This is a genomic window from Ectobacillus antri, from assembly GCF_003852715.1.
Taxonomy (GTDB): domain Bacteria; phylum Bacillota; class Bacilli; order Bacillales; family Bacillaceae_G; genus Ectobacillus; species Ectobacillus antri.
In genome coordinates, this window is the sequence record NZ_RIAV01000006.1 from 42,372 (window position 1) to 60,289 (window position 17,918).

The 17,918-nt window shown below is 40.7% G+C and carries 19 protein-coding genes and 2 other annotated features; of the genes, 1 reads left to right on the forward strand and 18 read right to left on the reverse strand.

All coding sequences use genetic code 11. The annotated features are described in order from the left end of the window. Positions 1–3: 3 nt before the first annotated feature. From zapA to EEJ45_RS07945, 4 genes are all read right to left on the reverse strand, one after another. Complete coding sequence (zapA, locus tag EEJ45_RS07930; RefSeq protein ID WP_124564276.1) at positions 4–267, reverse strand: cell division protein ZapA; 264 nt, start codon at positions 265–267, stop codon at positions 4–6. 219 nt (positions 268–486) lie between these two features. After that, positions 487–2,898: a phenylalanine--tRNA ligase subunit beta gene (gene pheT / locus EEJ45_RS07935; RefSeq protein ID WP_124564277.1), complete on the reverse strand. Its 2,412-nt coding sequence runs from the start codon at positions 2,896–2,898 to the stop codon at positions 487–489. Positions 2,899–2,911: 13 nt separating this feature from the next. Then, positions 2,912–3,946 (reverse strand): phenylalanine--tRNA ligase subunit alpha, encoded by a 1,035-nt coding sequence (gene pheS, locus EEJ45_RS07940; RefSeq protein WP_124564278.1) that lies wholly within the window; start codon positions 3,944–3,946, stop codon positions 2,912–2,914. A gap of 50 nt (positions 3,947–3,996) precedes the next feature. Then, positions 3,997–4,221: a binding site (T-box leader), on the reverse strand. 43 nt (positions 4,222–4,264) lie between these two features. Then, positions 4,265–5,017 (reverse strand): TrmH family RNA methyltransferase, encoded by a 753-nt coding sequence (locus tag EEJ45_RS07945; protein ID WP_124564279.1) that lies wholly within the window; start codon positions 5,015–5,017, stop codon positions 4,265–4,267. 105 nt (positions 5,018–5,122) lie between these two features. Between EEJ45_RS07945 and sspI the strand changes: the two genes are divergently transcribed. Further along, on the forward strand, positions 5,123–5,335 hold the full coding sequence (gene sspI, locus EEJ45_RS07950; protein WP_124564280.1) for a small acid-soluble spore protein SspI: 213 nt from the start codon (positions 5,123–5,125) through the stop codon (positions 5,333–5,335). 85 nt (positions 5,336–5,420) lie between these two features. Here sspI and EEJ45_RS07955 read toward each other — a convergent pair whose 3' ends face one another. The 14 genes from EEJ45_RS07955 to coaE all read right to left on the reverse strand — a co-directional run bounded on the left by EEJ45_RS07955 (position 5,421) and on the right by coaE (position 17,816). Further along, positions 5,421–6,479, reverse strand: coding sequence for a M42 family metallopeptidase (locus EEJ45_RS07955; RefSeq protein ID WP_124564428.1), 1,059 nt, complete (start codon positions 6,477–6,479; stop codon positions 5,421–5,423). An 86-nt stretch (positions 6,480–6,565) separates the two neighbouring features. Further along, positions 6,566–7,057, reverse strand: a complete 492-nt coding sequence (locus tag EEJ45_RS07960; protein WP_124564281.1) for a dUTP diphosphatase — start codon at positions 7,055–7,057, stop codon at positions 6,566–6,568. Positions 7,058–7,233: 176 nt separating this feature from the next. Continuing rightward, positions 7,234–7,593: a 50S ribosomal protein L20 gene (gene rplT / locus EEJ45_RS07965; protein ID WP_124564282.1), complete on the reverse strand. Its 360-nt coding sequence runs from the start codon at positions 7,591–7,593 to the stop codon at positions 7,234–7,236. Positions 7,594–7,630: 37 nt separating this feature from the next. Beyond that, on the reverse strand, positions 7,631–7,828 hold the full coding sequence (gene rpmI / locus EEJ45_RS07970) for a 50S ribosomal protein L35 (protein WP_124564283.1): 198 nt from the start codon (positions 7,826–7,828) through the stop codon (positions 7,631–7,633). Between the two features lie 21 nt (positions 7,829–7,849). After that, the gene (gene infC / locus EEJ45_RS07975) at positions 7,850–8,353 is read right to left on the reverse strand and encodes a translation initiation factor IF-3 (RefSeq protein ID WP_124564284.1); all 504 of its coding nucleotides are present in this window, start codon (positions 8,351–8,353) and stop codon (positions 7,850–7,852) included. 429 nt (positions 8,354–8,782) lie between these two features. After that, entirely contained in the window at positions 8,783–10,714 is a 1,932-nt protein-coding gene (gene thrS / locus EEJ45_RS07980) for a threonine--tRNA ligase (protein ID WP_124564285.1), read from the reverse strand. Between the two features lie 75 nt (positions 10,715–10,789). Next, positions 10,790–11,014 (reverse strand) — a binding site (T-box leader). A 53-nt stretch (positions 11,015–11,067) separates the two neighbouring features. Next, positions 11,068–11,886, reverse strand: coding sequence for a putative sporulation protein YtxC (gene ytxC / locus EEJ45_RS07985; protein WP_124564286.1), 819 nt, complete (start codon positions 11,884–11,886; stop codon positions 11,068–11,070). 105 nt (positions 11,887–11,991) lie between these two features. Continuing rightward, positions 11,992–12,921 (reverse strand): primosomal protein DnaI, encoded by a 930-nt coding sequence (gene dnaI, locus EEJ45_RS07990; RefSeq protein ID WP_124564287.1) that lies wholly within the window; start codon positions 12,919–12,921, stop codon positions 11,992–11,994. A gap of 20 nt (positions 12,922–12,941) precedes the next feature. Further along, positions 12,942–14,300: a replication initiation and membrane attachment family protein gene (locus EEJ45_RS07995; RefSeq protein ID WP_124564288.1), complete on the reverse strand. Its 1,359-nt coding sequence runs from the start codon at positions 14,298–14,300 to the stop codon at positions 12,942–12,944. A 65-nt stretch (positions 14,301–14,365) separates the two neighbouring features. Beyond that, positions 14,366–14,827: a transcriptional regulator NrdR gene (gene nrdR, locus EEJ45_RS08000; protein WP_124564289.1), complete on the reverse strand. Its 462-nt coding sequence runs from the start codon at positions 14,825–14,827 to the stop codon at positions 14,366–14,368. Between the two features lie 24 nt (positions 14,828–14,851). After that, the gene (locus tag EEJ45_RS08005; protein WP_124564290.1) at positions 14,852–15,253 is read right to left on the reverse strand and encodes a cytosolic protein; all 402 of its coding nucleotides are present in this window, start codon (positions 15,251–15,253) and stop codon (positions 14,852–14,854) included. Positions 15,254–15,335: 82 nt separating this feature from the next. Then, positions 15,336–15,719, reverse strand: coding sequence for an adenosylmethionine decarboxylase (speD, locus tag EEJ45_RS08010; RefSeq protein ID WP_187695352.1), 384 nt, complete (start codon positions 15,717–15,719; stop codon positions 15,336–15,338). 359 nt (positions 15,720–16,078) lie between these two features. After that, entirely contained in the window at positions 16,079–17,104 is a 1,026-nt protein-coding gene (locus EEJ45_RS08015; protein WP_124564292.1) for a glyceraldehyde-3-phosphate dehydrogenase, read from the reverse strand. A 115-nt stretch (positions 17,105–17,219) separates the two neighbouring features. Then, the gene (gene coaE / locus EEJ45_RS08020) at positions 17,220–17,816 is read right to left on the reverse strand and encodes a dephospho-CoA kinase (protein WP_124564293.1); all 597 of its coding nucleotides are present in this window, start codon (positions 17,814–17,816) and stop codon (positions 17,220–17,222) included. Between the last annotated feature and the right edge of the window lie 102 nt (positions 17,817–17,918).

Genomic DNA, 17,918 nt, shown 5'->3' on the forward strand with positions numbered 1-17,918 from the left:
ATATTATCCATTCCTTTTTGCGCGCTCTTTCAATCGTTCATTTTCTTCTTTGAGTTTTATGTAATCGTGCACCACATTTACTGCAGTGAGCACTGCCAATCTGTTTATGTCAAGAGAAGGATTTTTGGCGTTTATTTCGCGCATTTTGTCATCGACAATTGCAGCGACCATTCGTATATGGCTTGTGCTTTCATCGCCAACTATGGCATATTGTTGGCCGTAAATTTCCACATTAATTTTAGTACGGTTTTGGTTTTGCTGTGACAACTCACTGTCCTCCAATCAACATACGGAATCCTAACTTCTATCATAACATGATTTGGCGACAGATGGAAATAGAAAGAGAACGCGGTTTTTTATGAACTTACCCTCCATTATCACCGTTTCTAAGGGAGTTAAACATACTAAGGCAGTATTTCCAAACTGTTTATTTGAAGCTATATAAAGACCCTATCACAAGTATAGTGACAGGGTCAAAGAAAGTTATTATTTACGCAATTGCGCGCTGTATGTTTCTTCTAACACACGCAATACATTTGCATGTGCTTCTGTTACTTCTTCATCCGTTAGTGTACGCTCAGGATCAAAGTAACGGAGTGAGAATGCCAATGATTTTTTACCTGCTTCCATTTTCTCACCTTCGTATAAGTCAAATAGTAATACATCTTTTAATAAAGGACCGCCAGCTTCCTGAATAGTACGGTATAAATCTCCTGCAGCGATGGATTTATCCACTACAAGAGCCATATCACGTGTCATGAATGGGAAGCGAGGGATGCTTTCATAAGCCACCTCATCCACATCCGCGCTGAATAGAGCTGTCAAAGATACTTCAAAGACATATGTATCCTTGAGATCGAGCTCTTTTTGTGCTGTTGGATGAATTTGACCAATATAGCCAATTTCTTCTCCATCTACTTCAATTACAGCTGTTCTTCCTGGATGCATGCCATCACGCTTCGCCGCTTTATAGGTACAAGTAACACCCAATACCTCAAACAAACCGTCTACAATGCCTTTTACCACATAAAAGTCTACAGCCTTTTTCTCGCCTTGCCATGCATGATGTACATGTAATCCTGTGAGTACACCGGCTACGTGCTGTTCTTCTTTTGGCAATTCTTCTGTACCTGGAAGGAATACAGAACCCATTTCATATAGTGCCACATTCTCTGCTTTTCTGGCATTGTTATATGCTACTGCTTCAAGTAAGTGAGGCACTAAACTTAAACGTAGACGACTGCGCTCTTCACTCATCGGCAAAGCCAAACGAATTGGTTCACTATCAATTGCTTTGATAGCATATTGCTTTGATTTTTCTGCGCTCGTTAAGCCGTACGTAATTGCTTCGTATAAACCTGCACCTTCTAAAAAGCGGCGCACTTTACGACGTTTTAGTTGATTTGCCGTTAGCTTACCACCTGTTGTTTCTGCTATTGGTAATGTTGCAGGAATGTGATCATAGCCGTATAAACGTCCTACTTCCTCCACTAAATCTTCCGCGATTGTGATATCCGGACGTCTAGAAGGGACATTTACATGGAATGCGCCTTCTACCTCAGAGAACGGGAATTTCAAGTTCGTGAAAATAGCGGCCACTTCTTGCGGAGAAATAGATGTACCAAGTACACTATTAATTTTTTCCACCGTAACAGATACATTGTTTTCAGGTCGCTCTAAGCGGTCTACTTCTACAACACCTTCTAACGCTTCGCCGCCTGCATATTTCACCATTAATGCAGCTGCATGTTGCGCTGCTTCAAACGTACGTGCAGGGTCAATACCTTTTTCAAAACGAGCACTGGATTCACTGCGAAGACCTAGATCTTTAGATGCTTTTCGTACCGTAACTCCTGTAAAATACGCAGATTCAATTAGTACATTTGTCGTTGTCTCATCTACTTCTGTGTTTGCACCGCCCATTACTCCGGCAACTGCCACAGCCTTTTGACCGTTTGTGATGACAAGATGATCAGCCTGCAGTTTGCGCTCTGTTCCGTCCAGTGTTTCAATGACTTCACCTTCTGCCGCGAGACGCACGATAATTTCTTTAGAGCCAAGCTTATCATAATCAAATGCATGAAGAGGCTGTCCATACTCCATTAAAATATAGTTAGTAATATCCACAACATTGTTAATTGGACGAACACCAGCAGCCATCAGACGCGTTTGCATCCAAAGCGGAGATGGACCAATTTTTACGTTTTTTACCATCTTTGCGATATATAACGGATTTTCAGCAGGGGCATCTACTTGAACGCGAATGTAATCAGATGTTTTTTCGTTACTTTCATGCAGCTCTACCTTTGGAAGCTTAACTTCTTTTCCTAAAATCGCTGCAACCTCATACGCGACACCTAGCATGTTTAAGCAGTCGGCACGATTTGGCGTTAAACCAAGTTCTAATATTTCATCATTCAAGTTTAGTGCTTCTAACGCATCCGTTCCCACCTCAGCATCGCTTGGGAATACAAAAATACCTTCTGCATATTCCTTAGGTACAAGCTTTGTATTTACCCCTAGTTCTTGCAGAGAGCAAATCATACCATGAGAAACTTCGCCGCGCAGCTTTGCTTTTTTGATTTTTAAGCCCCCTGGTAGCTTCGCACCAACCTTCGCAACTGCAACTTTTTGTCCTTGCGCTACGTTTTTCGCACCGCAAATAATTTGAACAGGCTCTTCTTCTCCTACATCCACTAAGCACTTGCTGAGTTTATCAGCTTCTGGATGCTTTTCTCTCTCCATTACATAGCCAACCACCACATTGCTAATGCCTTTGTTTAAAATCTCTACACCTTCTACTTCAATACCACTTTTTGTGATTTTATCCGCAAGTTCAGACGCTGTTATGCCGTCTAAATCCACGTACTCTGCTAACCATCGATAAGATACGAACATGCTGTTCCCCTCCTTAAGCTCGTTTGAATTGTTGTAAGAATCGCATATCGTTTGTATAGAAATGACGAATATCATCAATACCATACTTTAACATCGCAATACGTTCAGGCCCCATACCGAAGGCAAAACCTTGATATTCTGTAGGATCATAGCCTGCCATGCGCAACACATTTGGATGTACCATGCCGCCTCCTAAAATCTCAATCCAGCCTGTTCCCTTACAAGTTCCGCAGCCTTTTCCACCGCACATCATACAAGAAATATCCATTTCTACAGACGGCTCTGTAAACGGGAAGAAGCTTGGGCGCAAACGAATTTCACGATCAGAACCGAACATCTTTTTCGCAAATACTTGTAATGTGCCTTTTAAATCACTCATGCGAATGTTTTTATCAATAACAAGACCTTCAATTTGCATGAATTGATGAGAGTGCGTCGCATCATCATCATCACGACGATACACTTTACCTGGGCAAATAATTTTAATTGGACCTTTTCCTTCATTTTTCTCCATTGTTCTCGCTTGTACCGGTGATGTATGTGTACGAAGCAATACTTCTTCTGTAATATAGAAGGAATCCTGCATATCGCGTGCTGGGTGTCCTTTTGGCAAATTCAATGCCTCAAAGTTATAGTAATCCTTCTCTACTTCAGGGCCTTCCGCCACTTCATACCCCATACCAATAAATAAATCTTCAATTTCCTCAATAACGGCCGTCAGTGGGTGATGAGCGCCAGTCGCGACGGGGCGTCCTGGTAAAGTTACATCAATGGTCTCTGTAGCCAATTGCGCTTCGATTGCAGCTTTTTCAATTTCAGCAGCTTTTTCTTCTAAACGAGATTGAATCGCTTCTCGTACTTCATTGACCAAGGCACCCATACGAGGACGCTCTTCTGCTGAAAGCTTACCCATGCCGCGAAGAACTTCCGTAATCGGACCCTTTTTCCCTAAATACGCTACGCGCACATCGTTTAATTCTTTTAACTCGCCTGCAGCTGCAATTTTGGCAAGCGCTTCTGCTTGCAATTCTTTCAAACGTGCTTCCATAACATAACCTCCTAAATAATAAGTATAAAACACAAAAAACCTCTTCCCAAGAAAGGGACGAGGTTTGATCGCGGTACCACCCTAATTAACGACAGATTGTCGTTCGCTTCATTGTCATAACGGTTAAACCGGTACGCCTTTATATGTAAATCATAGTCCCGGCGCCAACTCCAGAGGTGAATTCACTTGCTTCTACCATAAAAATGCTTGCAGTCTAAGGCATTTTCTCCCTGTGTGGTGAGCGACAAGCTACTCTTCTCTATCAACGTTTTTGTGTTATTCAGCTTCTAACTATTATAGAAAGTTTTTCACCAATTATCAACCCCGCAAATAGTACGTTAACACACCTGTTGCTACTGCAACGTTTAAAGATTCCGCTCGGCCATGAATGGGGATATACAAATTATGATCGCATAGTGCTAGCAGCTCTTCTCGTACACCGCTACCTTCATTTCCGACAATCAAAGCAAACGTTCCCTGTGGCTTTACTTCCTGATAGGGCACTGCATGTTCTAAAGCTGTACCGTATACAGGCACATTTTGCTTTTTTAATTCAGTAATCCACCCCTTCAAGTTTCCTTTTATAATGGGTAAATGAAAGATGGATCCTTGTGTAGAACGAAGCGTTTTGCTATTGTAAACATCGGCTGTTCCTTCTCCTAAAATAACTGCGTCTAGTCCTGCGGCATCTGCTGTACGAATAATCGTGCCAAGATTTCCTGGATCTTGCACACCATCAAGAAGAAGAAACTTGCCATTAGTAAGAGGCACATCGTAGGTTATTTTTTCGCACACAGCTATTACGCCCTGCGGTGTTTCTGTTTCACTCAGCGTCCTCATAATCGCTTCTGATACCGTATATAACTCAATATCACCGATGTTCCATTTCTGCGGCAAATCAATATTTTCACTTATAATAAGCGTGCGGACCGCGTCTTGTGATTTCAGAGCTTCTTCAACAAGATGAAACCCTTCTATTAAAAATAAGCCTGTTTTTTCGCGCTCTTTCTTTGTTTGCAGCTTTTTCCATTGTTTCACGCGCGAATTTTGAATCGAATCAATTTTTTTCATATGCTTTCCCTCTCTTTACACCTTTTCATTATAGCCTATTTTTCATACATAATTACACCTAAAACATCTAAAACTATCTTCATCCTGAGGAAAGAGGTGTTTGTAATGAGCTTCAATTTGCGCGGTGCTGTGCTAGCAAACGTAAGCGGCAACTCTCAACAAGAATTGAAAGCAACAATTGTAGATGCAATTTCAAGCGGTGAGGAAAAGATGTTGCCTGGTCTTGGCGTATTATTTGAAGTGATTTGGCAGCATGCGGATGCTACCGAAAAGCAAGAAATGTTGTCTACATTAGAAAACGGTTTGAAAAAGGGATAAACAGAAAAAAAGATGTACGGCACTTCCGTACATCTTTTTGGGCTAAGAATGAAAAAGTATTCTTTTTCAAGAGAATATCTTTACATTAATCAAATGTAATATTATGTACTGTTTCCTTATCCAAACGCTTAATAACAGATACAATGAGTTTTACAGTATTTTCGTAATCGTCACGATGAAGCATTGCAGCATGAGAGTGGATATAACGCGTTGCAATTGTGATTGACATAGCAGGGACACCGTTCATAGAAATATGAATAGCACCTGCATCTGTACCGCCACCTGCGATGGAATCGTACTGATACGGAATATTTAATTCGTCTGCCACGCTTACTACAAAATCACGCAAACCTTTATGAGAAACAATAGATGCATCATATAGAATAATTTGTGGACCTTTGCCCATTTTGCATGCCGCTTCTTTTTCAGAAATACCAGGTGTGTCCCCTGCAATACCGACATCTACTGCAAATGCGATATCAGGTTGAATAAAGTTCGCCGACGTTTTTGCGCCGCGTAAGCCAACTTCTTCTTGCACCGTACCTACACCGTACACAATATTTGGATGCGCTTCATCTTTTAATTGCTTTAGAACGTCAATTGCAATTGCACAACCGATACGGTTGTCCCAAGCCTTTGCAAGGAGCATCTTCTCGTTTTTCATTACTTGGAATTCAAAATACGGTACAACTTGATCCCCTGGTCTTACGCCCCACTCCATCGCTTCTTCCTTGCTAGAAGCACCAATATCAATAAACATATCCTTAATATCAACCGGTTTTTTACGCGCTTCCACCGGCAAGATATGAGGCGGTTTAGAACCAATAATACCTGTGATATCGCCATTGCGTGTGGAAATTGTTACGCGCTGTGCGAGCATAACCTGTGACCACCAGCCACCTACAGTTTGAAAGCGTAGGAAACCTTTATTATCAATCGATGTAATCATAAAGCCGACTTCATCTAAATGACCCGCAACCATGATTTTTGGTCCATTCACATCTCCAACTTTTTTGGCTACTAAGCTTCCTAGGTTATCTGTTGTGATTTCATCAGCGTAAGGTGCGATATATGTGCGCATAACCTCGCGCGGCTCACGTTCATTGCCGGCGATACCTTTTGCATCTGTCAGCGCTTTTAACATATTCAATGTAGCATCCAAAAATACCCCTCCTTTTGTATGTATCTCTTCTATTATACAAAAGGAGGGGCTAATATTCCAAATAGTCTTTAATATCCTTGTGTTTGACGTTCGTGATTTACCTCATTTTTTTCTAAATAGGCTCTTTCAATATCTTCCTCATCAAATTCCAGAGCCTGTCCCAAACGTAGATAGCTTGTAAACAATTCAATGTAATTTGTGATGGAAGGCTGATCGTGAAAGCGAATGACCTTGCTATAAACATCTAAGAAAATTTGTACAACCGTTTTGTTGGATTGACAGCATTTATAAAATAAGAAATTTTTATCTACACCGAGGTCGATACCAATGGATAAGATAAAATGCAAGCCATCTACATACTCCTCCAAAATGACGCTACGCTCAGAAGCTGGCTTATTGCTCCAATATTTAAAGCAGCGCGTCTCATTTGCAAGCTCTCCCACCTCTACCAGAAGGGCTAGCATTTTTTCTTTTAATAATGTTTTAGGCTCTAGATTATGCTCTTGTAGAATACGCTCATCTAGTTCTTTTTGTAGTTTAAAGAGATGCAGTAAATCCATACACGGTTCCTCCTCCATCGTTCCTTTGCAAACACAATTCTTTTTATCTATACCTTATGTATTGTATATGTTAAACGAAAAAAAACAAAGGAAAATTCCTCTATCCCTTTCAATCTATTCTTCAATTGTCACCATGTACAATAAAAAGCCTTGGCTATGCGCCAAGGCTTACGCTATTACTTGTTTAGGCTGTTTTTTGCAGCAGTTGCTAATTGAGCGAATGCGTTCGCATCAGTGATAGCAAGGTCTGCAAGCATTTTGCGGTTCACTTCGATACCAGCAAGCTTCAAACCGTGCATTAAACGGCTGTAAGAAAGACCGTTCATACGTGCAGCTGCGTTGATACGAGTGATCCATAATTTACGGAAGTCACGTTTCTTTTGACGACGGTCACGGAATGCGTACATTAGGGACTTCATTACTTGTTGGTTAGCAACTTTGTATAATGTATGTTTAGAACCGTAGAAACCTTTAGCTAATTTTAAAACCTTTTTACGACGTTTACGAGTAACTGTACCGCCTTTTACTCTTGGCATATTCCTTACCTCCTAGATAATCTATAATAAACCGAAATTAGATGCTGTAAAGCATTTGACGAATGCGTTTGAAGTCGCCTGTGCTTACTACGCCAGCTTTGCGAAGTTTACGCTTAGCTTTTGTAGATTTGTTAGCGAATAAATGGCTTGTATAAGCGTGAGAACGCTTAAGCTTACCAGATCCTGTTCTTTTGAAACGCTTTGCAGCGCCGCGGTGTGTTTTTTGTTTAGGCATGAAGGTATCCTCCTCTATTGATTATTTATCGTTTTTTGGTGCTAAAACTAAGAACATGCTTCTTCCTTCCATTTTCGGAGAGGATTCCACTGTACTTACTTCTTTACAAGCTTCAGAGAAGCGATCCAATACGCGCTGTCCGATTTCTTTATGCGTGATGGCACGACCTTTGAAACGAATAGACGCTTTAACTTTGTCGCCTTTTTCCAAAAACTTAATGGCATTACGAAGCTTTGTGTTGAAGTCATGTTCATCAATTGTAGGGCTAAGACGAACTTCTTTCATCGTAATTACCTTTTGGTTTTTACGCATTTCTTTTTCTTTTTTCTGTTGCTCAAAGCGGAACTTGCCGTAGTCCATAATGCGGCACACAGGCGGTTTCGCAGTTGGTGCAACCATTACAAGATCAAGATTTACGTTACCGGCTATTTCCAACGCTTCTTGACGGGATTTAATTCCAAGCTGATCACCGTTTGGTCCAACGAGACGAACTTCGCGAGCGCGAATTTGCTCATTAATCATCATGTCCTTGCTAATAATAAGCCACCTCCAAGGTTTAATGGGAATACGTTTGTGAGGGCCCCGAGCACAATAAAAAAGTGCCGATGTACATAATACACCCGCACTGTAACTGTTGTGGTTACGTTAATCATCAAACCCAGTAACTACCAAAGCGGCGTCGTTTGGGTGAGAAGCGGGGTGCTCCTTCTTTCACAAGTTCGTATTTCATTTGTCCTTGAAAACTATATCATAAGTCATGATGATATGTCAAGAAAGCATAATATGCAAGTGACACAAAAAACATTGTAACAGACAACGTAAGAGATAGCAATAGTTTTTTTAAAACGCTATACATACAAGTACCATTCAGGTGAATGACATGTACACATTAGAGCAGACATTTGCTTTCTCGTTTTATAAAAACAAGCCGCAGAACACCTGCGGCTCTATTTCTTACCGTTTGATTTCTGCTGCAATTCGCTCTGCAAAAGCAGTAAACGCCATTGTTTCAGATTTTTGCTCACCATATTTGCGAACATTTACGCCATTTTCAGCAACCTCGTTGTCACCTACCACTAGCATGTATGGAATCTTTTGCATTTGCGCTTCACGAATTTTGTAGCCAATTTTCTCGTCGCGTGTATCTACTTCCACCCGAACACCAACACGCTGCAAGTCTTCTTGGACCTTTTTCGCATACTCTAAATGAACTTGTGGTGAAACTGGGATAACCTGTACTTGTACAGGCGCCAACCATGTTGGGAATGCACCTTTGTACTCTTCAATTAGGAATGCAATAAAACGCTCCATTGTTGATACAACACCACGATGAATAACAACCGGACGATGCGGTTTGCCGTCTTCACCGATATATGTTAAATCAAAACGCTCTGGCAATAAGAAATCAAGCTGAACAGTAGACAGCGTTTCATCCTTGCCAAGCGCTGTACGAACCTGTACGTCAAGTTTTGGACCATAGAATGCAGCTTCACCTTCTGCCTCATAATATTCCAGCTCCATGTCATCCATTGCTTCCTTCAGCATGCTTTGCGCTTTGTTCCACATCGCATCATCATCATAGTACTTCTCTTTATCTTCTGGGTCGCGGTAAGAAAGACGGAAGGAGTAATTTTCCAAACCAAAATCTTTGTATACTTCCTGCACCAAACGCACCACGCGGATAAATTCTTCTTTAATTTGATCCGGGCGTACAAAGATGTGTGCATCATTCAGTGTCATCCCGCGCACACGCTGCAAACCAGAAAGCGCGCCTGACATTTCATAGCGATGCATTGTACCAAGCTCGGCAATACGAATTGGCAATTCACGGTAACTGTGGATATCATGCTTGTACACCATCATATGATGCGGGCAGTTCATCGGGCGAAGCACAAGTTGTTCGTTATCCATTTCCATCGGCGGGAACATACCATCGCGATAATGATCCCAGTGGCCAGATGTTTTATAGAGATCCACACTTCCAAGTACCGGCGTATATACATGATCGTAGCCAAGGCTTGCTTCTTTATCGACAATATAACGTTCAATAATGCGGCGGATTGTAGAACCCTTTGGCAACCATAACGGTAACCCTTGTCCAACTTTTTGAGAGTTGGTAAATAACTTCAATTCTTTACCAAGTTTACGGTGATCACGCTCTTTTGCTTCCTGTAGCAAACGTAGATGCTCATCAAGCTCTTCTTTTTTTGCAAAAGCTGTACCGTAGATACGCTGTAGCATTTTGTTGTCACTGTCACCGCGCCAGTAAGCACCCGCAACACTCAATAGTTTAAAGGCTTTAATTTTACCTGTAGACGGCAAATGCACACCGCGGCATAGGTCGAAGAATTCACCTTGTTCATAAATTGTGATGATTTCATCTGCAGGTAATTCGTTAATTAACTCAAGCTTTAATTCATCGCCAATTTCTTCGTAACGCGCAAGCGCTTCTTCCCGGCTTACTTCTTTGCGTACAATCTCAATGTTTTCCTTTACAATACGTTCCATTTCTTTTTCAATTTTAGGAAGGTCTTCTGCTGTGATGGATTCTTCCATATCTACGTCATAGTAAAAGCCGTTTTCGATCACTGGACCAATTCCCAGCTTTACCCCAGGATAAAGGCGTTTTAACGCTTGTGCCAATACATGAGCAGTAGAGTGGCGCATAATATCTGCACCCTCTTTGGAATCTAAAGTAATGATTGAAATAGCACCATCTTGTTGAATCGGTGTTTTTAAATCTAAAAATGTATCATTAATTTTACCAGCGATTGCTTTTTTCTTTAGACCAGGGCTGATGGATGCAGCAATGTCTTCTGTTGTTGTGCCAGGCGCGAATTCCTTTATTGCACCATCCGGGAAAGTAATTTTCAACATGTTGTTCACTCCTTTAAAATGTAGGCTTTATGAGATTCACGATTACTTAACCGTAAAAACTCAAAATAAAAACACTCCTCCCCAAAAAGGGACGAGTGTTGTATTCGTGGTTCCACCCTTGTTCCAAAAGATATAAAACATCCTTTGCTCAAGACGTCATAACGGTGTTTGCCGTCAGCAATTACTGCATTGTTCACTGCTGAAGTTCAGAGGGGGTAAACAACTTTTTCGTATTAGGAAGCTCCCAGCCCAAGGCTTCCCTCTCTGCGAATCGTAAAAAGAAGTTCATGTCCTCATCAGTACTTGTTCCTGTATTATGTACGTAATTATATGTCGAACATGAAAGAAATGCAAGATACCATTTATAAATTCTGTCGCATCTTTTCAAACTCTCCCACTGTATATAGCTTGACCCGCTCCTGAAACACATTCCGAATCGTAACAACCATGTTGTGATCAGTGTGCGCTGTATACAAATGAATGATTTTAGGCGCAATAGACAAAAGAGGTGCGATAACATTTGTATCTACGTACAAATCTTGGTCTTTAAGTATATTGCTATCTATATACTTGACCAATCGCTCCTGATTTAAACGGTGGCCTTTATCGTCATAAAAAACAAAGCTGTCATGAAACACAAGATGCAAACAAGACAAACGAGATTTACGCGATCCTAACTGTTGTCTCAATGCTTCTACAAAGGATTGATATTCTTGTTCCAGCTTATACTCATCAATTGCCATCTCCACGAAACGATGGAGCTCAGCAAAATAAACACGCAGACGAAAGCGGACATACGACGCAAACGAAAAAGAAAGATCAGCCTGAATAATATCCTGTAGTGACGCATGAAGTAGCTGATAACAATCATGCTTTGGTTTGTGAGACCACACTGTATTGCTTTCTCGTATGAGTTCATCCGCAATATGTAAAATGTGGTTTCGCTCCTCTTCATCGCTGTAAAAAAAAGATTGCGCTAAAATTTCATCCATCCATTTCATTTCCTTTGTTTTGACAATGAATTCTACGAGTTCACGTACAAGAAAATCTTGCGTGTCCGCCGCCAAAGATACAATTATGGATTGTTCCCGCAAAACCATATCTATGTAGAAGCTTTTCGCTTTCATCTGCTCGTACAATATTTTTGCATCACTTGTTTCTTCAAAGCGGATTTCAATCAAATTTCTCCCCCCTTATCCCCCTATCCTATGTATATGGAAGGTTTATCGAAAAAATGATAAGGGAGGGATGATAAAAAACAAAAGGAGAACAAAAATATGTTCTCCTCATACACGACGATTGCCACCTAACACTTCCACAGGCTTTGCCAGATATTTAATGCGTTCCATAATACGTGCCGCTTTCATTTTCTCTTCTTCACCGCGCTGGGTGTACGTTAAATGATGCTCCAAGCCTTTGAAATCAAAATTAGATGTAAAAAAGGTTGGTAAGTTTTCTAGCATGCGAAACTGTAGGATGGTACCTAAAATATCATCACGTACAAAGCTAGACATCCCTTCTGCGCCTATATCATCAATCATTAAAACAGGCACACGCTTGACTGCATCCAGTTTATCACCGATGGAATTATCCTGGATGGACCCTTTCATCTCTCGTAAAAACTCTGGTAAATATATTAACATCGAAGAAACCTGACGTTCTGCCAAAGCGTTTGCAATGGCACCCAAAATATACGTTTTCCCTACGCCAAAGGCACCATAAAAATAAATGCCCTGTACACGTTTACCAGGCTCATATTCTTCTAAAAAATGTTCTGCTGCCAAAATCGCTGGAAAACGCTGCGGATCTCCTAAATCCACAGTCGCCATATTCGCCTCTAAAATCTCTCTTGGTATATACACACTTTGAATTAAAGACTGTTGCTTCTTCCGCTCATCATAAGCAACCTTTCGTGGACAACGATCATACTGGATATCAATCGTTTTTCCCTGTATAACCAAATGCGGATGATAACCTTGAATCATATTTTTACAACCATCCAAGTTAGGACAATCTTCACATGAAACACTCTGCCCAATATATTCATACAGCTTCATCAAACTGCGCTCCATCATAGAAGAAGTAACCTCTTCATGTGTATTTACAAACTCTTGTACACGCGGATGAGACATAACCTCTTGCTTTAACGCTTCGTATCGCTCTTTAAATCCCTCTCGCTGAATCAACTGTCCAAATGCGTTTTGAATTCGTTCCATTATCTCACCTCCAACACTGTTTACTCTTTCTTATACTTTTGCAATGCTGCTTCAAGTTGCTTTCTTTGTTCTTCCACGTTTAGGTCTACTGTTGGCGAAGACGCCTCTGTTGTTTGCTCCATCCAAGTAGGAAGCATTTCTTTTCTAGTTGTACGCTTGCTTTGTTTCTTCCCCTCAGCCCATTGCTGATATTGGCGATGTTCCTCTTTCGCAAGTTCCATTGCATCTTTTACAGTTTTCACCTTTTTGCGTGCCCAATGCCCTGCAATTCTTTCTACATAAGATTTCGTAAGCTTCATATCCGTTCGCAACATCACATAATGAATCAAAACGTTCACAACTCCCGGCAAAAGCTTTTGCTTCGTCATTACCTCTTCTATCACCTTCAAATCAGCGACAGTTGGCTGTGCGCCCCCTGCAATTTCCACAAGCAGCTGACGGGGAGAAAGCTCTTCCAAATGTTTGATAAGCAATTCTTCCTGACCTACGGGCTCTTTTGTATGCATCGTGCGTTGCTGCAAGGGCTGGGTTCTTTCTATTAATGTTGGCAAAGCGCTTCCTTGCTCAAATTGATACCAATCACGTGCATTTTTCCGAAGAGTTTCTAACTCAATTATGTTCTGCTCCGTTACTGCCCCAAGTACTAAATTTTGCATTGAAATCGGATCAATACCATATATGTAGGCTAACGTAACAATACAATCCTTTACTTTTGCGGTAAGTGCTTTCTTGGGAATAAGGGGAGACAGACCTTCGACAAATAATTTGTAATCAAAGAAATCATTGCTGATGGAAATGGCATTCCCTTCTATAGCTCCTGCCACACGATATCCCTCTGGCGTAGCAAGTTCTTCCTGGAGTTGCGCCATTTGTGCGGAGGCAATTGGTTGAAAAACATCGTTGAACGCATATGTGACCTCTTTATAGGAGGAAAGATCTTCTTCTTCTTCACTAAAGTATTGCTTGACTTGATTATACTTACTTTTTCCTAAACGGTTATATAAAAATATGTTTAATACAATTTCCGCAAAAAACTGACGCGGCGTAAGAGGCGGATACAATTCATACACAAATCGTCTCACATCATCTTCTCGTTTTACGTATACCTTTAACAACCCCAGAGCCTCAAGCTTAGTGCGCTCTTGATAGATATCTGGAAGCTGCATGCCTGTACTCACCATTAGCATATGATGTCCTGCCTCTTTTGTTCCTTGCTCTACTTCGCACCATAATGTCATATATAGACTAAACGCACGAGCACCAATGAGTGGCTGATACAACATTGTTAAAACTTTTCGGTCATACGCATGCAACAGTCCGGCTGCACATACCTTATATCGGTCAACAGGCAATAATTCCATCCATGATTGTCGCTCCATAGTTACATTCCTTCCGTCTCTCGGATTGTACAAAAAAGAGCCGACAGCCTAAGCCTCAAGCTCCTCTACTTCCGCTCTTTTTGTAAAATATCCTTAAGCTCATCAATAAATACTTGTAAGTCCTTAAACTGCCTGTATACAGATGCAAAGCGTACATAGGCTACTTCATCAATTTCACGAAGTTGTTCCATAACCATTTCGCCCACAATTTCACTTTTTACTTCAGGCGTTCCTAAATTACGCAGTTCCCGTTCAATTGACTGCGTTACTTCTTCCAATTGCTTCAGTGCAACAGGACGCTTTTCACATGCTCTAATCAATCCACGCAAAATTTTATCCTTGCTAAATTCTTCCCGTATGCCTTCCTTTTTAACAATAATAAGTGGAGTTTCCTCAACTCGCTCAAATGTTGTAAATCGATGCAAACAGCTCTCACACTCTCTTCGTCTTCGAATAGAACGGCTGTCATCCACAGGACGAGAGTCTAATACCCTTGTACCACTATGAAAACAAGACGGACAACGCAAATCCCTCACTCCTTATCTCATATATTACAACTTTTGTGCCAAACTTGTCCCAGCAAAAATGAGCTTTTTATCCAATTGTTTGTAAAGTTCTTCTATTGTACGTCTACTAAAGCCAAAATCACTTGGTAATACCGTTTCCGTATATACCATAAAGTCCACAGCTGTTTCAAATGGTCGTATCGTTACAATTGTAGCAACAACATGTGCCTTTACTTTTCCCTTCAGTACTGCACTAACTTCGCCTCGCTCCGTTTGTACAGACGTCACATTACAATGCGGTACAGTCTTCAACAGCTCTTCAACTGCTTTTACAGCAGCTATAGTATTCGTTTTATAATAGCGAGTACGCAATCCCTCTATACGGTGCGTATCTGCCGTTTCTGCTTGTGTTGTGAAAAATTGTTTAATATTTGCGATAAGGCTCATACAAGTCTCCTTACTCTCTTAAAAATAAATGAAAAGAGGTGTATATACACCTCTTTTCATTTTAAAGCAAATATCTATTTTTTTAAAGTGCTTTTGCGTCACGCTTCTTAATTTCGAAGCTGCCTGTTCCGCGTGGTAATTCAATACTTTCTCTTGTTTTTGCATTTAAACCCTCAGCAATATAGTCAGCAGCTACATTTGGGTCAATACGATCTCCGCAAGTATATACATCAATGCTCGCATAACCGTGCTCAGGGAAACTGTGAATTGTTAAGTGAGACTCAGAGATAATAACAACTCCACTCACACCCTGCGGTGCAAATTTGTGAAACGCAACCTCACGAACTTCCGCTCCTGATTTTAGCGCAGCATCTACAAATAGTTGTTCAATAAAAGGCATATCGTTCAGTTTGTCAAAATCGCAGCCCCATAGTTCAGCAATAACATGGCGGCCCATAGTGTCCATAGTGTGCATTTTATTTCCCCCTTAGAATTCGGTTTTACTTAAACGAACACACCATTGATACGTTTGGCTACCACGGGGGAAAGTTAGTCCAAAGAGGTCCTAACCCTTTAAGTAAGCTACTTTATCGGCATGTTTTGTTTACGAAAGATAGTATACTTTGTTTAATTTCATTTTGCAACAAGTCTTTTTATTTTTTTCAAAATGTCAATAAATATTTACGGTCACTAATCGTGATCAACGCTGTACAAGAGATACTTTATATAATGAATCATTTGAAATTTTCACTCTTTCAGGTTGTCAAATCTGACTTAAAGCAAAAAGCCTGCACCTTACGTGCAGGCTTTTTATGACGTAGCATATTAAATATGCTGTACATTTTGCTTTGCCAATTCTTTTGAAACAAGAGCTGTCAATTCTACAACACGACGAGAGTAACCCCACTCATTGTCGTACCAAGCCAATACTTTAATTTTACGAGAGCCGATGACCATTGTGGATAAGCTATCAATAATGGCAGAATGCGTATTTGTATTAAAATCTACAGAGACAAGCGGCTCATCGCAATATGCGACAATCCCCTTCATCGATCCTTGTGCAGCGATAGCAAAAGCTGCATTTACCTCTTCTAATGTCACATCTCTTTTTACATCCACAACAAGATCTACTAAAGAAACATTTGGCGTTGGAACACGTAGCGCCATACCATGCAACTTACCTGCCAGGTGCGGAAGTACTTTAGAAAGCGCTTTCGCAGCTCCCGTTGTAGTAGGAATAATGGATTGCGCACATGCTCTTGCACGGCGTAAATCTTTATGCGGATTATCTATATTTTTTTGATCATTTGTATACGCGTGAACAGTCGTCATTAAACCATTATCAATGCCAAATCTTTCGTCAAGTACCTTTACAACCGGCGCTAGACAGTTTGTTGTACAAGATGCGTTAGAAATTACATCATGCTTTGTAATATCCAATTGTGCATCATTTACCCCCATTACAATGGTTACATCTTCATTTTTACCTGGCGCTGTTAAAATGACTTTCTTGGCCCCAGCTTCTAGGTGTAGCATAGCTTTATCCTTGGAGTTGAATTTCCCTGTTGCTTCAATTACAACATCGACACCCATTGTATTCCAAGGCAATTCTTGCGGATTGCGATTGTTCAGAAGACGAATCATTTTTCCGTCTACAAGCAGATAATCTTCAAACGCTTCGACAGTTCCTTCAAATTTACCGTGAACTGTGTCGTATTTAATCAGATGAGCCAATGTTTCCGATGGATAGCTCGCGTTGATTGCCACAATTTCGAATTCGTTTTCTTTTATCGCCTGACGAAACACCATTCTTCCAATACGTCCAAATCCGTTAATTGCCACTCGAGTCATATAAGTTAATCCCCCTTGATTACGTTATACTATTTCTCTCCATCCCCACTAATAGTATAGCACAAAAAGAGGATAAATCACTAAACAATTTCATCAATTTCAAAAATTTATTATTTTACAAGCCCCATTCTTGTAAAATGCATCTTATTTGGGCTTCTGTATCCTCAATCGAACCTGTATTATCAATAATATAATCCGCCATTTCCTTCTTCTTTTCCAAAGACATTTGCGAATGAATTCGAGCTCGTGCTTCTTCTTGCAAAAAATTATTTCGCTTCATTAATCGCTGTAATTGTGTCTGCTGATCCACCCAAACAACAAGTACTTTTTCAACTAAATACATTAAATTACTTTCATATAAAAGGGGAATATCCAAAACTACTGCACTTACTCCCTCTTTTATGTATTGATCTCGCTGCATGAGCATTTCCTTTCGCACGACAGGATGCACAATCTGATTCAATGTATTTCGCTGCTGTTCATCGTTAAAAATAATAGCACCAAGCTTTGCACGGTCTATGTCTCCATCTTCTTGCAGCACCTGTTTGCCGAACGCTTGTACAATGTTCTTATATGTAGATGTTCCTTGCACTACCACAGCCTTAGCAATTTCATCCGCATCAATCACTGGAATGCTGTGTGCCCGAAACATCTTAGCAACCGTACTCTTTCCGCTAGCAATTCCTCCTGTCAAACCGATTACGACCGTCATTGTAATCCTTCCTTTTCGTTTATTATTGGCTGTGTTAAAGCTCTATGTGAAATTCTGCTGCAGCGGTTCACTTTCCGTAGAATTTTTCCCCTTCTCACTCCT

Coding starts and splice junctions, on each gene's coding strand:
- rpmI (WP_124564283.1), bottom strand. CDS start 7,828: ATGCCTAAACAAAAAACACACCGCGGCGCTGCAAAGCGTTTCAAAAGA.
- EEJ45_RS07995 (WP_124564288.1), bottom strand. CDS start 14,300: ATGGAGCGACAATCATGGATGGAATTATTGCCTGTTGACCGATATAAG.
- speD (WP_187695352.1), bottom strand. CDS start 15,719: ATGGACACTATGGGCCGCCATGTTATTGCTGAACTATGGGGCTGCGAT.
- dnaI (WP_124564287.1), bottom strand. CDS start 12,921: ATGGAACGAATTCAAAACGCATTTGGACAGTTGATTCAGCGAGAGGGA.
- EEJ45_RS07960 (WP_124564281.1), bottom strand. CDS start 7,057: ATGGATTTACTGCATCTCTTTAAACTACAAAAAGAACTAGATGAGCGT.
- infC (WP_124564284.1), bottom strand. CDS start 8,353: ATGATGATTAATGAGCAAATTCGCGCTCGCGAAGTTCGTCTCGTTGGA.
- coaE (WP_124564293.1), bottom strand. CDS start 17,816: ATGACGGTCGTAATCGGTTTGACAGGAGGAATTGCTAGCGGAAAGAGT.
- sspI (WP_124564280.1), top strand. CDS start 5,123: ATGAGCTTCAATTTGCGCGGTGCTGTGCTAGCAAACGTAAGCGGCAAC.
- rplT (WP_124564282.1), bottom strand. CDS start 7,593: ATGCCAAGAGTAAAAGGCGGTACAGTTACTCGTAAACGTCGTAAAAAG.
- EEJ45_RS08015 (WP_124564292.1), bottom strand. CDS start 17,104: ATGACTCGAGTGGCAATTAACGGATTTGGACGTATTGGAAGAATGGTG.
- EEJ45_RS07955 (WP_124564428.1), bottom strand. CDS start 6,479: ATGTTAAAAGCGCTGACAGATGCAAAAGGTATCGCCGGCAATGAACGT.
- EEJ45_RS08005 (WP_124564290.1), bottom strand. CDS start 15,253: ATGAGCCTTATCGCAAATATTAAACAATTTTTCACAACACAAGCAGAA.
- pheT (WP_124564277.1), bottom strand. CDS start 2,898: ATGTTCGTATCTTATCGATGGTTAGCAGAGTACGTGGATTTAGACGGC.
- EEJ45_RS07945 (WP_124564279.1), bottom strand. CDS start 5,017: ATGAAAAAAATTGATTCGATTCAAAATTCGCGCGTGAAACAATGGAAA.
- pheS (WP_124564278.1), bottom strand. CDS start 3,946: ATGGAAGCACGTTTGAAAGAATTGCAAGCAGAAGCGCTTGCCAAAATT.